The 15,618-nt window shown below is 36.8% G+C and carries 11 protein-coding genes; 9 read left to right on the forward strand and 2 right to left on the reverse strand.

The window, feature by feature from the left end:
- Window positions 1-95 precede the first annotated feature (95 nt).
- Together SGJ10_05590 and SGJ10_05595 are read left to right on the forward strand one after the other, a co-directional pair.
- A complete protein-coding gene (locus SGJ10_05590) occupies window positions 96-1,514 on the forward strand; it encodes a hypothetical protein (GenBank protein MDZ4757596.1) in 1,419 nt (472 codons plus the stop codon).
- A 147-nt stretch (window positions 1,515-1,661) separates the two neighbouring features.
- Window positions 1,662-3,215 (forward strand): PglZ domain-containing protein, encoded by a 1,554-nt coding sequence (locus SGJ10_05595; GenBank protein MDZ4757597.1) that lies wholly within the window; start codon window positions 1,662-1,664, stop codon window positions 3,213-3,215.
- 199 nt (window positions 3,216-3,414) lie between these two features.
- Here SGJ10_05595 and raiA read toward each other — a convergent pair whose 3' ends face one another.
- Window positions 3,415-3,714: a ribosome-associated translation inhibitor RaiA gene (gene raiA / locus SGJ10_05600; GenBank protein MDZ4757598.1), complete on the reverse strand. Its 300-nt coding sequence runs from the start codon at window positions 3,712-3,714 to the stop codon at window positions 3,415-3,417.
- 329 nt (window positions 3,715-4,043) lie between these two features.
- Here raiA and SGJ10_05605 point away from each other — a divergent pair, with 329 nt between their 5' ends.
- A complete protein-coding gene (locus tag SGJ10_05605; protein MDZ4757599.1) occupies window positions 4,044-6,641 on the forward strand; it encodes a valine--tRNA ligase in 2,598 nt (865 codons plus the stop codon).
- 238 nt (window positions 6,642-6,879) lie between these two features.
- On the forward strand, window positions 6,880-8,007 hold the full coding sequence (locus tag SGJ10_05610; protein ID MDZ4757600.1) for an ATP-binding protein: 1,128 nt from the start codon (window positions 6,880-6,882) through the stop codon (window positions 8,005-8,007).
- Window positions 8,008-8,028: 21 nt separating this feature from the next.
- Here SGJ10_05610 and SGJ10_05615 read toward each other — a convergent pair whose 3' ends face one another.
- Complete coding sequence (locus SGJ10_05615) at window positions 8,029-8,394, reverse strand: hypothetical protein (GenBank protein ID MDZ4757601.1); 366 nt, start codon at window positions 8,392-8,394, stop codon at window positions 8,029-8,031.
- 152 nt (window positions 8,395-8,546) lie between these two features.
- Between SGJ10_05615 and SGJ10_05620 the strand changes: the two genes are divergently transcribed.
- The 5 genes from SGJ10_05620 (at window position 8,547) to mce (ending at window position 15,482) form a co-directional block, all read left to right on the forward strand.
- Window positions 8,547-10,952 carry a thiamine pyrophosphate-dependent enzyme gene (locus SGJ10_05620; protein MDZ4757602.1) on the forward strand — a complete coding sequence of 802 codons (2,406 nt, stop codon included), beginning with the start codon at window positions 8,547-8,549 and terminating at the stop codon, window positions 10,950-10,952.
- A gap of 175 nt (window positions 10,953-11,127) precedes the next feature.
- Window positions 11,128-11,691: a sigma-70 family RNA polymerase sigma factor gene (locus SGJ10_05625; protein MDZ4757603.1), complete on the forward strand. Its 564-nt coding sequence runs from the start codon at window positions 11,128-11,130 to the stop codon at window positions 11,689-11,691.
- Entirely contained in the window at window positions 11,678-13,060 is a 1,383-nt protein-coding gene (locus SGJ10_05630) for a hypothetical protein (protein MDZ4757604.1), read from the forward strand. The genes SGJ10_05625 and SGJ10_05630 overlap by 14 nt, the downstream gene beginning before the upstream one ends.
- Window positions 13,057-15,033 carry a PKD domain-containing protein gene (locus SGJ10_05635; GenBank protein MDZ4757605.1) on the forward strand — a complete coding sequence of 659 codons (1,977 nt, stop codon included), beginning with the start codon at window positions 13,057-13,059 and terminating at the stop codon, window positions 15,031-15,033. Before SGJ10_05630 ends, SGJ10_05635 begins: the two co-directional genes overlap by 4 nt.
- A gap of 38 nt (window positions 15,034-15,071) precedes the next feature.
- Window positions 15,072-15,482 (forward strand): methylmalonyl-CoA epimerase, encoded by a 411-nt coding sequence (gene mce / locus SGJ10_05640; protein MDZ4757606.1) that lies wholly within the window; start codon window positions 15,072-15,074, stop codon window positions 15,480-15,482.
- The last annotated feature ends 136 nt before the right edge of the window (window positions 15,483-15,618 follow it).

A 15,618-nucleotide genomic window follows, 5' to 3' on the forward strand; every position in this document is an offset into this window, starting at 1 on the left:
GCAGAAGGCAGAAGATCTCTTCCCACTTCCAACTTCCCTTCGCCGCGGCGAACCTACTTCCTACTTCCTACTTCCCACTTCTTTATACTAACTACATGACACCAAAAATAGAAAAAATACTCAACCACAAATTCAGCATACCAATCATATTGGGATTTTCGTTTGTGCTGATGGTTAAATATATTATACTCAACCAAGATTGTGAAGGTGGGGAAGATAATATGAGTTTATATACCCGAAGTCGTTTTGGACTATACCACCCCATAGCATTTTTTAGAGAACCTATCAAAATTTTGTTTGCCATGATTATGTCGCTACCCGCACAGCTAGGGTTTAAAGCAGTGCAGATTGTCAATGCCTTATTGGCTTGTTTGTCGGCTTGGTTTGCAGTGAAAATCATATATAAAATGGAACTTAAAAATGCTTGGATTGCTATATTAATTACCTTATTCAGTCCGATGTATTTTTTGATTTCACTTACTGTATTATCTGAGATAATGTTTAGTTTTTTTTTAATCTCAAGTGTATTACTGATATATAATAAAAAATATGTTTGGGCGGCTATTATACTATCTTTTTCGCCCTATATCCGATCGGAAGGTTTTGTATTAATGTTGATTTTTATTATATATTTTATTCTCGAGAAGCAATGGAAAGCATTGCCTTGGTTGATTTTGGGAACTTTGTTTTTCTCAATAAGTGGATACAGTTATCATAACGATATTATGTGGGTATTTCACAAAAATTATGGTGATGCCAGTGGCTTGTATGGGCATGGAGAATGGTATGATTTTATAAAAGGCAGTAAATTATATAATAGCCCTATACTTAATATTATGCTTCCATTGGCATTGGTAGTTGCGGTATACAAATTAAAATATTTGCTCACCCAGCAACGTAATTTTATTATATTGATTATGGGTTGTTATTTTGGCTTTTTACTACTTCACTCTTATCTGTGGTGGCAAGGCAAAGGGGGCTCACTCGGCCTTATACGCGTAATGGCATGCGTGGCTCCTTTATCAGGAATAATAGCAGTTTGGCTATTGTCCCAATCTGAAAAGTATATGAAAGGCCTGCAAGTATATTTATATATATTTATTGCTTTGGGATCTGTATATTTTTGTTTCAACATAAATCGTTTTCCTATAGGTCTTGATGGCGAACATACTGTTGTTGCCAAATTATATAAACTGAGTATCCCGTATTTAGAAAAAGCACCAGAAATAAAATTCAACAGTACTTACTTTGCTTTCCTCGCAGGTATAGACCCTTATGATTATGAAAAAGGCGGAGACTGCCTCACGGTGAATAAGGAAGTTCTTGACAGCATGAAACCTGGCAGCTTGGTACAATATGAAACCCATTTTGGCCCAAACGAATGCCAAACCGATACCGATTTTTATGACAAACACCGACCCGATTTTGAAAAAGTTTTAGAAGTATATCCCGATGAACGTTTTAAAGTTCTAAATGGGTATGAATATAAAAATGTATTATATAGGAAAAAGTAAAATTATATAATATCTGCTGTTTAAGTTTTTAACAAAATCAAGCTTATATACCTGTAACAAATGCAACCCTTTATTACGTTTGGGTAACTTCAATCAAAAGTCGTTACATTTGAAGCAGATTTACACAACCAATTTAATTATTCAAAAATGTCAAACAAAATTTCCATTCTGTGGGCCGACGACGAGATTGACCTGCTTAAACCACACATCCTATTTTTAGAAAACAAAGGGTATGAAGTAATGCCAGTTACCAGCGGTGTTGATGCCGTTGAAGAAATAAAAAAGCGTGGTTTCGACTTAGTTTTTTTGGATGAAAACATGCCCGGAATTAGTGGTATGGAAGCACTTACACAAATTAAAGCAATCCGCGATGTACCTTGTGTAATGATTACCAAAAGTGAGGAAGAATATATTATGGAAGATGCCATCGGTTCCAAAATTGCCGATTACCTTATCAAACCCGTAAACCCCAATCAGATTCTTCACTCCATTAAAAAACTTACCGAAAACGCCCGACTCACTAGCGAAAAAACAAACCAATCATACCAACAAGAATTTAGAAATATCGGTATGATGCTCAATGATAATCTCAACTTCGACGAATGGTTAGCGGTATATCGCAAATTAGTATATTGGGAACTTGAACTCGACTCGGTTGAAGACAACCAAATGGGTGAAATTATTGCCATGCAAAAGCAAGAGGCCAATCGCAGTTGGGCGAAGTATATCAATAATAATTATATGAAAATGATGAAAAACCCTGGAGAGGGCGGACTAATCATGTCGCATCAATTGATGAAGAATAAAGTTTTTCCATTGTTGGACCAACCGGATCCTGTATTTTTTATATTGATAGATAACCTGCGTTACGACCAATGGAAAATGATACAACCTTTTTTGGCTAGCCATTTCCGTGTGGACCAAGACGACTTATATATGAGTATTCTACCCACTACAACACATTATTGTCGTAATGCTTTGTTCGCTGGCTTACCTCCTGGAGAAATTGAACGCAAATTTCCAAACCTATGGAGCAACGATGAAGAAGAAGGTGGTAAAAATCTGCATGAAGAAGAATTTCTTGCCGAAAATTTGAAACGCCAAGGTCATAATATCAAGATGAGTTATACCAAAGTGGTCAACCTCGACCAAGGCAAGGCGATGGTCGATAATGTACATAATATGTTTCAAAACAAGCTGAATGTAATTGTATATAATTTTGTAGATATGTTGAGCCATGCCCGCACCGAAATGGGTATGATAAAAGAACTGGCAGAGGACGAAGCAGCTTATCGTTCCTTAACCCGCAGTTGGTTCGAACACTCTCCCTTATTTGAAGCCATCAAAAAAATTGCACAGAAAAAAGTTAAGGTTATTATCACTACCGACCATGGTTCTATACGTGTAAAAAATCCCGTTAAAATTATTGGCGATAGAAATACAACTGCAAACCTTCGTTACAAACAAGGCAAAAACCTAAACTATGATAAGCGTGAGGTATTTGAAATTCGTAACCCAAAAGAAGCCAGCTTGCCTTGCCCACACGTAAGCAGCACGTTTGCTTTTTGCTACGAAGACAATTTCTTTGCGTATCCCAATAACTATAATTATTTCGTAAATATGTATAAAGATACCTTTCAACATGGTGGTATATCGCTCGAGGAAATGTTGATTCCTGTCGCGGTGCTGAGTACAAAATAGAATCATAACCGTTTTACAGAAACCGTCATTGCGAGCGTTCCGATAGCTATGGGAGTCCGCTTGGCAATCTCGTAGAATTGGAGACGCTCTAAAAATGAGATTGCTATCCAGAAGTTGCTCGCAATGAAGTCAAATAATCCCACAAAAAAAGCCGGACTATAATAGTTCGGCTTTTTTTGTGGGTAGAAATTAAGGAGTATTATAATCCTTTCACCTTTTCTTTGAACCGTTTCAATTGTGTTATCAATGAATCCATAGCCAAATCAAGTGCGGCTTCAAACGATTGGTGTTCGTGTTCTACAAACAGAACCTGTCCGTTCACCATCAATTTCATTTCTACTAATTTGTTGTGCTTTACCTCAACTTTTTGTAGGCGGAGGAATACCTTTAAATCTAAATGTCCATCATAGAAGGTGCGAAGTTTTTCAACTTTTGCACTGATAAAATCAAGCAATTTTTTGTCAGCGTCAAAATGGATAGATTGGATGTCAATTTTCATGTTTGGTTAAATTAAATTAAAAAATTTTGAAAACTAAAATGAGGGTTAATAAAAACCCAAGGGGCAGTGATTTGATTTTGGTCTCTTGGTTCTAATGGCTTTTAGCGGACCAGGCTGCAATGCATGTTCGAAATAAGAACATTAGCTTGACAAAACCAAATAATAATAGTCATTTATTCACGATTACTTTGCATGATGTTATGAATCACTTCATTATTTTTTCATATCCACAGATATTGATAAATTGAGGTTTTTTTCTTCATCCTTCCATTTTAAGGCAATTATAAAAACTATATAATCTATTTTTGCAGCCATATATTATATAGTTTATGAGTCTAGACACCAAGTATAACCCCGCTGCCGTTGAAGATAAATGGTATAAGCATTGGCTCGATAAAAAATTGTTCCGCTCAGTACCCGATACCCGTGAGCCCTATACCATCGTAATTCCTCCTCCAAATGTAACGGGCGTACTTCACATGGGTCACATGCTCAACAATACCATTCAGGATATGTTAATCCGCCGTGCAAGGATGCTTGGTAAAAATGCTCTTTGGGTTCCAGGAACAGATCATGCCAGTATTGCTACCGAAGCGAAAGTGGTAAAAATGTTGGATGACAAGGGAATCAAGAAGGCTGATATCAGCAGAGAAGAATTTTTGAAATATGCGTTCGAATGGAAAGATAAATATGGAGGAATTATTTTAGCACAACTTAAAAAACTAGGTGCCTCCTGCGATTGGGACCGCACAGCTTTTACCATGGACGAAGGCTACTCACGCGATGTGATAAATGTATTTATCGATTTATATAGTAAAGGATATATATACCGTGGAATTAGAATGGTGAATTGGGACCCCGCTGCTAAGACTACGGTGAGCGATGAAGAAGTGATAACTAGGCCGACGCACAACAAAATGTGTTATGTAAAATATAAGTACGAAGATGGAAGTGGTTACCTCACCGTGGCAACGGTTCGTCCTGAAACTATTATGGGCGATGTGGCTATTGCTGTGAACCCGGCAGACGAACGCTATAAACATTTGCAAGGCAAAAAAGTAATCGTTCCCTTTGTGAACCGTGCGGTTCCTATCATATTTGATGAGGCTATTGATATAGCATTTGGAACGGGTTGCTTAAAGGTTACCCCAGCTCACGATATTGTCGATTATGAAATTGGTCAACGCCATGGACTTCCTGTAATTGATTGTTTGAATGATGATGGAACTATTGCAGAAATTGCGGGGGCCTTTGTTGGGCTCGACCGTTTTGTAGCCCGCAAACAAGCCATCAAAGAACTTGAAGCAACAGGATTGCTAGAAAAAATAGAAGACTATACAAATAATGTAGGTTATAGTGAAAGGACCGATGCGGCAATAGAACCCAAACTAAGCATGCAATGGTTTTTGAAAATGAAAGAGTTCAGCAAACCTGCTTATGATGCTGTGATAAATGGGGAAGTAAATCTGATCCCAAACAAATTCATCAATACCTATAAACACTGGATGGAGAACGTGAAGGATTGGTGTCTCAGCCGCCAGCTTTGGTGGGGGCATCGGATTCCAGCATGGTACAATGAAGAAGGACATTTTGTAGTTGCGGCAACGCAGACAGAAGCTGAAGCAAAATTTAAAGCGGAAAGTAAAACATATAATAATCTTATTCAAGATGAAGACTGTCTTGATACTTGGGCATCATCATGGTTATGGCCCATTAGTGTTTTTGATGGTATAGAACATCCCGACAATCCTGAAATAAATTATTATTATCCTACCAACGACCTTGTTACCGCTCCTGAAATATTATTCTTTTGGGTAGCTCGTATGATTATGGCAGGTTACGAATACCGTGGACAAAAACCATTTAATAATGTATATTTAACTGGAATTGTTCGCGACAAGCAACGTCGTAAAATGAGTAAAAGTTTGGGCAATAGTCCCGACCCATTAGACCTTATTGCACAGTATGGTGCCGATGGTGTGAGGTTGGGTATGTTATTATGTTCGCCTGCTGGTAATGATATATTGTTTGATGAAAGCCAAGTTGAGCAAGGAAGAAATTTCAGTAACAAACTTTGGAATGCTTTCCGCTTGATAAAAAGTTGGGAAGTTGATGAAAGTATTAAAGCGGAAAATCAAGAATTATCGGTGCATTGGTTTCACAACAGATTTGATGAAGTATTAAAAGAAGTAAACGATGATTTCAATACCTTCCGTTTGAGCGAAGGTTTGATGAAAATATATAAACTCGTGTGGGACGATTTCTGCTCTTGGTATTTGGAAATGGTGAAACCTGTTTATGGCCAACCTATATCCAAATATTTATATGATGCTACTATTATAATCTTTGATTCTATTCTTCGTTTATTGCATCCTATTATGCCATTTATTAGTGAAGAGCTTTGGCAAGAATTGCAACCCAGAAAAGAAGGCGATAGTATATGTATCGCTGCATGGCCCACAGAATTTAATTCAGCGAAAGTGGATGCCGAAAAAGCTTTACAACTGATTTCAGAAGTTCGTGCATTCCGCAACAGCAAAGGCATTTCGCCTAAAGAAGCAGTGGAATTATATATTATAGCTCAAAATCAAAATGACTATAATAAGTTTGAAACATTGATTGCAAAATTAGCAAATGTTTCCTCATTGATATATACAAAAGAAAAACTTCAAGGTGCTTATAGCTTTTTAATACATACCGATGAAGCATTTATACCTGTGGAACTTGATAAGGATGCAGAAACCAAACGTATAGCTGAAGAAATAAACTACCTAGAAGGTTTCCTTAAGAGTGTAGAAGTCAAACTCAGCAACGAACGTTTCATGGCGAATGCCAAACCCGATGTAATAGAAAAAGAATTACAAAAGAAAGCAGATGCCGAAAATAAATTGCTGACGCTGAAAGAGCAATTGGGAATGTTGGTGTAGGGTTCTCTTTGTTGTATAATTGTGCCGTCCTCTCTGCTGCCAATAATTGTTGAATTTTAAGTCAATTCATATATTATTCTTTATCAAATACTTGCAAATATAAAACATTAATTTAGTCAGTCAATTGACTGAATTTACATTAATTCAGTCAGTCAACTGACTGAATTAACATTAATTTGGTCAGTCAATTGACTGAATTAATGTTTTTGTGTTATATTTGCGGTGTTAAAAAAGTGGTATGTATCATAGAAGTCTGCAAAAAGTAATCGAAAAAAATCTTTCCAAACAGAAGGTTTCAATACTACTGGGTGCTAGAAGAGTGGGCAAAACAGAAATCCTTCAGGCTATATATGAATCCAGAAAAGACACTACACTTTGGCTAAATGGTGAAGATAGAGATACCGAAGTATTATTGGAAAGACGGAGCGAAGCAAATTACAGAAAACTTTTAGCAGGCTATAACTTATTAATTATTGATGAGGCACAATATATAGAAGATGTTTCTCGAAAAGTAAAATTGATGATAGACACCATCAAGCCTTTGCATATCATTATTACAGGTTCATCTGCTTTCGACTTGTCACAAATGGGTGAGCCATTAGTAGGCAGAAGTATTACGTATCATTTGTACCCGCTAGCTCAAATGGAATGGAAACAAAATGAGAACTTATTGCAAATAAAACAGAACTTGGAAGACCGTCTTATATATGGTAGCTACCCTGAACTGAGCAGTATAGAAAACGATGATGATAAAGCTATCTATTTAAAGGAATTGGTAAATACTTATTTATTAAAAGATATATTAATATTTGAACAAATAAATAACTCACAAAAGTTAAGGGATTTACTCAAATTAATTGCCTATCAAGTGGGCTCGGAAGTATCGTTGGATGAGATTGGAAAACAACTAGGGATGAGTAAAAATACAGTATCCAGATATTTAGATTTATTGGCAAAAGCTTTTGTGATATATAGTAGAAGTGGTTATAGTAATAACCTAAGAAAAGAAATTGTGAAAAGCAAAAAATGGTATTTTGTCGACAATGGTGTACGTAACGCCATCATCAATGATTTCAGACCCGCAGCACTGCGAAGTGATATTGGCATCTTATGGGAACAATATATATTGGGCGAAAGAATTAAATATAACGAGTACAAACAAATACATACAGAAAGTTATTTTTGGAGAACCTACGATCAACAAGAAATTGACTTAATAGAACAGAAAAACAAAAAACTTTCTGCGTTTGAATGTAAATGGAAAGATACTATAATAAAAGCTCCGACAGCTTTTACCAAATCATATCCTAAAGCTACATTCCAAGTTATTAATCATGAAAATTATTTAGATTGGATTGATGATTAACCCTTTTTTGTTCTGATGCTCTCACACCTGCCCCAAAACCGTATGCAACCAAAAAGCCAATGGTGCAAGAATCGAAACCAATCCAAATATCCAGAAAAAACGCATGGCAAACCAAAGTTGGGTGAGGATATTTAATCGGTCAAAAACATTTCCGAGTATTCGTTTATTTACTTGCCAAGTGGCAAAAACAATTAATACAGAAATTAATATATTAAATAAAACATGCACTACGATTAATTGGTACCGGTCCTTTACAAACATCGCAAAAATTTCTTCAGTAGAATAAGTACTATATAATGATGAAGCAAGAATCAAAACTATACCTGTAATAAGGATACGGAGATGTGCCCGTTTAAATTTGTGAGATAGTGTTGCCGCTTGTATCATATATAATTCGTTTGCAAAATTGCAATTATATTATATTCGATTAAACAAAAAATTGCTGAAACGTATTTTTAGAGACATGAATTTCTCTCCCATTTCTTGTTTAGTTAACTCACCATTCCGTATCTTCGTAGGCTATAAAGTGTATTCCCTCCATGCAAGAAAAAGAAACCGCCATCACTTTCGATATTTTCAAAAAAGAAGTGCTCACCGATTATGCCACAGCTTTTAAAAGCCGCCATACTAGCCTTATTGGCCGCAAAGAGGTTTTAACGGGTAAAGCTAAGTTTGGAATTTTTGGCGATGGTAAGGAAGTGGCACAACTTGCTATGGCCCGTGTTTTCAAAAACGGAGATTTCCGCTCTGGATATTACAGAGACCAAACTTTCATGTTTGCCATTGGTGAACTTACTATACAAGAATTTTTTGCACAATTATATGCCGAACCATCTGTAGAAGCCGAACCCTCAAGTGCTGGTCGAAGCATGAATGGTCACTTTGGTACACGTTTTTTGGATGATAATGGCAACTGGAAAAACCTGACTGAACTTAAAAATTCCACTTCTGATATTTCACCCACTGCTTCGCAAATGAGCCGTGTGGTGGGTCTTGGCTATGCTTCCAAATTATTTCGTAATAATATAAATATACAGCACCTTACTCAGTTTTCCGATAAAGGAAATGAAGTAGCCTTTGCAACAATAGGAAATGCAAGCACCAGCGAAGGAGGCTTTTTTGAAGCCATCAATGCTATGGGAGTTTTACAAGTACCCGTGGTAGTTTCTGTATGGGATGATGGTTATGGAATTTCTGTCCCTGCAAAATATCAAACCACCAAAGAGAGTATTAGCGAAATACTCAAAGGTTTCCAACGCGACGATCAAAATGAGGGTTATAATATATATCGTGTAAAAGGTTGGGACTATGCAGAGCTTTGCAGAGTATATGAAGATGCCACCAAAATAGCTAGAGAAAAACATATTCCCGCCATTATACATGTAGAAGAAATGACGCAGCCGCAAGGCCACTCAACTTCTGGCTCGCACGAAAGATATAAAACCAAGGAACGCCTGCAATGGGAACAGGATTTTGACTGTGTCAAAAAAATGCGGGAATGGATTTTGACAAACAGTATTGCAACTCCAGAAGAACTTGAAGCTATTGAAACTGCTGGATTACAACAAGTAAAAGACGAGCAAAAAGCATCTTGGCAATCCTATCTATCAAAAATAAAAGCTGATGTAACGGAAACTATTCTTTGCTTGGAAGCCTTAGCTAATGTGTCGGACAAAGCTAATTCAATAAAGCAAGCGGGCACTTCATTGTTAACTATTACAGAACCTACGCGTCGTGATATTTTTGAAGCTATATTTACTAGCATTCAATCGACCGTAGGGGAACAAAGTCCTGAAAGAAACCAATTGTTACAACTGCTCGCTCAGTATAAAGAAGTTAACAAAGATCGTTACAACTCGCATTTATATAGTCAGTCGAGCAAGGCATTGGGTAATATTGAGCAAGTGGAAGCGATATATAGTGAAGAAAGCAAAAACATGGATGGCCGCGAAATACTGCAAGCATGTTTCGATAAGGCTTTTGAACGCATCCCTGAACTATTTGCCATAGGCGAAGATGTGGGCAGGATAGGCGATGTGAACCAAGGGTTTGCAGGCTTACAAGACAAATACGGTGAATTGCGTATAACGGATACGGGCATACGCGAATGGACTATTACAGGGCAGGGAATAGGAGCAGCCATGCGAGGCCTGAGGCCCATAGTAGAAATACAATATTTAGATTATTTTTTATACGCTTTACAAATACTTAGCGATGATGTGGCTACACTACAATACCGTACAAAAGGTGGTCAAAAATGTCCGCTCATCATTCGTACACGTGGACATAGACTTGAGGGGATTTGGCACTCGGGCTCGCCAATGGGCATGATTTTGAATGGCCTTAGAGGCATGAATATATTAGTACCCCGCAATATGACCCAAGCTGCTGCTTACTATAATACTTTGTTATTAAGCGATGAGCCAGCTTTAGTAGTAGAATGCTTGAACGGATACCGTCTTAAAGAAAAAATGCCTGATAATATTGGAGAGATTACTTTAGTGCCTGGTTTACCCGAAGTGCTTAAACAGGGAACAGATATTACGCTTGTAACTTATGGATCATGCTGTCGAATTGCAATGGAGGCAGCTCAAAAACTAGAAACTTTCGGTATCTATGTTGAGATAGTCGATGTGCAAAGCTTGCTCCCATTTGATACAAAAAGCAGTATCGTTGAGTCGTTGAAGAAGACAGGCCAAATCGTATTTTTTGATGAAGATGTGCCAGGAGGTGCCAGTGCATTCATGATGCAGCAAGTGCTGGAAATACAAGGTGGATACCAATATCTTGATGCCCCACCACTTACTATTACTGCCCAAGCACACCGCCCAGCATACGGCACTGATGGCGATTTCTTCTCTAAACCGCAAGCGAATGATGTGTTTGAAGCATTATACCAAATGATGCATCAATATGCACCGGGTGAATTCCCGCCAATGTTTTAGTTTTACCCGTCACGGCAGGTTGGTTTTCGGTTGTTCCCAAATTTTTGTTTAACCAATTACAAAAAATATTTCATTTTTTCATAAAATGATGCAACCCTTTTCTTATTTTTGTACTCTAATAGTTTATAAAGCCCGAACCAACATGTAACACATTTACACTAACCTGTAAATTAAAATGCCGAACTTCACTGAAGAACAAGAACTTATTGATGGTTGCCTCGTAGGTAACCACAGAGCTCAAGAGGCTCTGTACAACAAGTATGCAGCCAAAATGTTTGGGGTTTGCCTACGCTACAGCAGTAGCCGTATGGAAGCTGAGGACACTTTGCATGAAGGTTTCATGGCGGTATTTGAAACTTTGGAACGATTTGAAGCACGAGGTGCATTTGAGGGATGGGTGAGACGAATTATGATTAACACGGCGTTAAAAAAGTACAAACGCGAAAGAGTTTATCAATTGATGGATTTCAATGTGGATGTAATAGAAACAGCCAATGATAGTGATTTTTCACCGCTGCAAAAAATGCAAACTGACGACCTTATTAAACTAGTTCAAAAACTAGCCCCCGGATATAGAAATATTTTTAACCTTTATGCCATCGAAGGATATAACCACAGAGAAATTGGCGAAGTTTTGGGAATATCTGAAGGCACTTCAAAATCGCAAATGGCCCGAGCAAGAGTATTGCTACAAGCCATGCTAAACAAACAATACGACAACGCTAATGAGCAACGATAAAGAACATATTGACGATATTTTTAAGAATCATTTCGAGGATTACAAGCCTACACCTCCAAGCAATGTGTGGAGCCGAGTAAAGAGCGGATTGAATAATAATACCTCTGAAGAAACTTTATATAATAAATTCGATCAACACCAGCCACAACCACCAGCATGGGTTTGGGCAAGCCTTAGCAATATACTTAAAGGCCGTCAACGCATTAAAACCTACAAACGCATAGCAGCGGCTGCTTTGTTTTTTGCCGCACTTGGTGGTTTAATAGCTAGTCAATTTGCTGCTAACAATACTATAGATTCTTTGTTTGCATTTGAAAAAGATGACAATATCACTCTCAGCACCACACCAATAAAACCAATATTAGTGCAGCCAAAGATAACAAGTCTTGGCAAATCTACTTCAACTTCTGCTCCTAAAAACTATATATCATATACCCAAGTTCAAGCTTTTACCAATAATATTCCTGCCCATAATAATATAGTAGTGCCTGCGATTGAAAATACTGTTGCAAACGATTTCGAAGTCCCGGTTACAGCTCCAGAAATTTCTTATTTAGAGTCCATTTTTGCCAATATATCAATCCCTTCCATAGGCCACGGCACTCCTAGCATTATGCCAGAAAATAATTTCAACTACAAAGCTCCCCATTACAAAAGGCCTAACTTATTTGAAACTAATATAGAAATATTTGCAGGTGTTGCTAATACTTTCCGCCAACTTGATAATAAATTGAATGCTACTGTCGCTTCAATACGAAAAGAATCAGAAGAATCTGCTGCCTCCTATCAATGGGGAATTAAATTTAATTTGATTAAAAACAAAATATTATTCTCGAACGGCATAAGCATGTCTGAATACAACTACAAGGGTACTTATCAATTTCTAAAAGAGGACATGGTTAATTTACATCCTAATTTCCCAACAGAGGTAAAAGGAGTTTATAAAGTAGAAGATTACCATGCGAAACAATTATCGAATAACAACTCCAATGTTTTAACCACCTATAAATTTATAAACTATAATACTGCTGTTGGATATTTGATTAACGCAGGTAGAAAATTAAATATAACACCTCAAATCGGGGTTGGTACAGGCTATTTAATGAGTAATATTGGACCAAAATTACAAGCTGGCAAACCTACCGAATACTCCTCAATGCCAGATGCTAATTCTCTTTCTTTAAATCAAAGATTAATGGTAAGTGGAGCAGTTGCACTAAAAGTTGATTTCAGATTATTGAATTCATTTAAAGTTGGAATAGAGCCGTATATAAACAAGCAAATAAACAAGCAGGATGTTACCTCGCCTCTTGGTGGTCAAAAACTTACCGCCAAAGGTGTTAACTTAACCTTTTCCTACAAATTTTGATATTTAAAAATAAAATATTTATAACCCTTTTTGCTGCCTTTATTTTTTCAATTGGTAGCAGTGTTGCTCAAAACTGTACTGCAAATTTTGAGTTCGATACAACTAACTATATAGTTACATTTAAAAATAAGTCTACTGCTGCAGGTATATATAAAAGCTATTGGAACTTAGGCGATGGTAATTATTCACTAAGCCCAAACCCAATACATGCTTATACAAATCCTGGCGAGTATTATGTGTTTCTAAAAGTAGAAGATGCTGCTAATAAATGCAAGGACATCTTCATGGATACAATTATAATAGTTGCAGCAAGCCCTGGATGCAAAGCAAATTATAAAATTGGCGTATTGGGAGACTCACTTATTTGCAACAGTATCGCTACAGGAACTGACAGTTCTACTACCTACACTTGGTTTTTTGAAAATACAGTTTTCTCGACGGACGAAAACCCTATTTGGAAATATACCAAAACGGGCATCAGAGCAGTTAAACTATTAATTCAAAGTCAAAATTGTACTGATTCAATAGAAAACGATATATATATAAAACCCAAATATATATGCGATGCCACTTTTGAAACTGTTACCAGTGCCGATACCACTACTTTTATAACAAAAACATATAATCCAAATGCGGTATACTTTTGGGATTTTGGAGACAATACCACAACCACTGGCAATAGACCATTTCATGTGTACGAATATAATGGTACATACAAAGTAACGCTTACCATGGAAGATACTGTTTCGGGCTGTGCCCAAACTTGGAGTAGCAATATTGGTATTTCTGGTCTTCCCGCTTTCAAAGTAAGCTATTCATATAATATCAATAAGAAAACCGTTTCGTTCGAAGCTGCTGCTAAATTCAACCTTAAAAAAGAATTTATCTTTAGCTGGAAATTTGGAGATGGTGGAACCGAAACTGGAAATTTGGTTGAACATACCTATAATAATTATGGAAATTATGATGTGGAACTTACTATTGTAGACACCCCTGTGTCGGCCGTTGTTACCAAAAAATTTACCATACTTGTTGTAAAAGATACCTCCAGCTATAGTTTGGGAGGGAAAATAAAATTAGATAATGGAACCCCCATTGATGAAGCTTTTGTATTACTAATAGAGAACGACAGTAATACCAATAATCTACCACATGTGGTTGATACCACTTATATAACAGTAGCCGATTCGGGATTGTATTTCTTTAATCAAAAGAAACCAGGGCGTTATACTGTGAAAGTATTGATTAGCCCCAGTTCACTTTATTATAGTAAATATATACCAATCTATTTCGGCAACCGTATCTCTTGGAAAAACGCCCAATACTTTCAATTGACTCAAGATATTTTGCAATCGATAGAATTGAACCAAAAAACAATATCAACCAATGGATCTAATTCTATAACTGTGGTATTGACCATCGATAAATTAATAAAAGAAAAATACTTCCTGAAAAATCAATCCGCTACTTTATATGATGTGCTAGGGAAACCCCTACAAACAGGGCTTACCAACGCCCAAGGCAAAATTAAGTTCGATAATTTGCATACCAGTATATATTATGTTAGATTTGATGTGGTAGGCAAAATTTCTAATGGGAAAAATGTGAGTTTTATTAAACAAGCTCCACCCACTGATACCATATACTTTAATTTAGACGGATTCACGGTATCACCCTACGAAAACTTAAATACAAGTATTATACAAACTTCCACTTTAGCATATAGTGAAATTAGTTTATTTCCAGTGCCTGCTAACGATCAATTGACTGTACACACCAATGTGAACCTGCTAGACCAAACACAAATTCAAATAATGATGATTGATGCCACAGGTCGCCAAGTGAAGAGGCAAGAAACCATCAACAAAGAATTTCACACCATCGATATTAGTAGTTTGCCACAAGGAATATACTGGTGTGTGCTTACTGGTAAAAACGGTTTTATTAAAAATATTCCAGTAGTTAAAAAATAAATTTGGGCAGTATAATAACTGCACCCGAAGTTTGATCCATGAAATTAGAACATGTGGGCATTGCCGTAAAGGATCTCAGCCGCTCCAAAAAAATTTTTGACAGTTTGTTTGGCCATCAAAGCTATAAAACTGAAATGGTGGAAAGCGAACAAGTAAGTACAGTTTTTTACCAAACTGGCGTTTCCAAAATAGAATTATTACAAGCAGTGAGCAACGAAAGTGCTATATCCAAATTTATTGAAAAACGAGGTGAGGGAATGCACCATCTGGCGTTTGAGGTAAGTGATATAGAGCAGGAAATAAGTAGACTAAAACTTGAAGGATTTCTATTTGTAAGCGATTCTCCAAAAGTGGGTGCCGACGGCAAACGAATTTGTTTTCTCCATCCCAAAAGCACCAATGGAGTGCTTATAGAACTTTGCGAAACTATAATTTATACCAATTCTTAAACTAATACCAATTCTTATCCTAAAATAGTCCAAAGATTATTTTAGGTTTGTAGAATGGTAATGCCGAACTACATCCCGAAAGCATTCGGGATTAGTCCCTTTCTTTTGGACTATTATATATTGAGTTTCGGTATTA

Source organism: Bacteroidota bacterium (genome assembly GCA_034439655.1).
Lineage (GTDB): Bacteria > Bacteroidota > Bacteroidia > UKL13-3 > UKL13-3 > CANJUD01.

Bases quoted from the DNA above. Each gene is read 5' to 3' on its own strand.
- SGJ10_05605 (MDZ4757599.1), top strand. From the start codon at position 4,044: ATGAGTCTAGACACCAAGTATAACCCCGCTGCCGTTGAAGATAAATGG.
- SGJ10_05595 (MDZ4757597.1), top strand. From the start codon at position 1,662: ATGTCAAACAAAATTTCCATTCTGTGGGCCGACGACGAGATTGACCTG.
- raiA (MDZ4757598.1), bottom strand. From the start codon at position 3,714: ATGAAAATTGACATCCAATCTATCCATTTTGACGCTGACAAAAAATTG.
- SGJ10_05615 (MDZ4757601.1), bottom strand. From the start codon at position 8,394: ATGATACAAGCGGCAACACTATCTCACAAATTTAAACGGGCACATCTC.
- SGJ10_05620 (MDZ4757602.1), top strand. From the start codon at position 8,547: ATGCAAGAAAAAGAAACCGCCATCACTTTCGATATTTTCAAAAAAGAA.
- SGJ10_05630 (MDZ4757604.1), top strand. From the start codon at position 11,678: ATGAGCAACGATAAAGAACATATTGACGATATTTTTAAGAATCATTTC.
- SGJ10_05610 (MDZ4757600.1), top strand. From the start codon at position 6,880: ATGTATCATAGAAGTCTGCAAAAAGTAATCGAAAAAAATCTTTCCAAA.
- SGJ10_05625 (MDZ4757603.1), top strand. From the start codon at position 11,128: ATGCCGAACTTCACTGAAGAACAAGAACTTATTGATGGTTGCCTCGTA.
- mce (MDZ4757606.1), top strand. From the start codon at position 15,072: ATGAAATTAGAACATGTGGGCATTGCCGTAAAGGATCTCAGCCGCTCC.
- SGJ10_05590 (MDZ4757596.1), top strand. From the start codon at position 96: ATGACACCAAAAATAGAAAAAATACTCAACCACAAATTCAGCATACCA.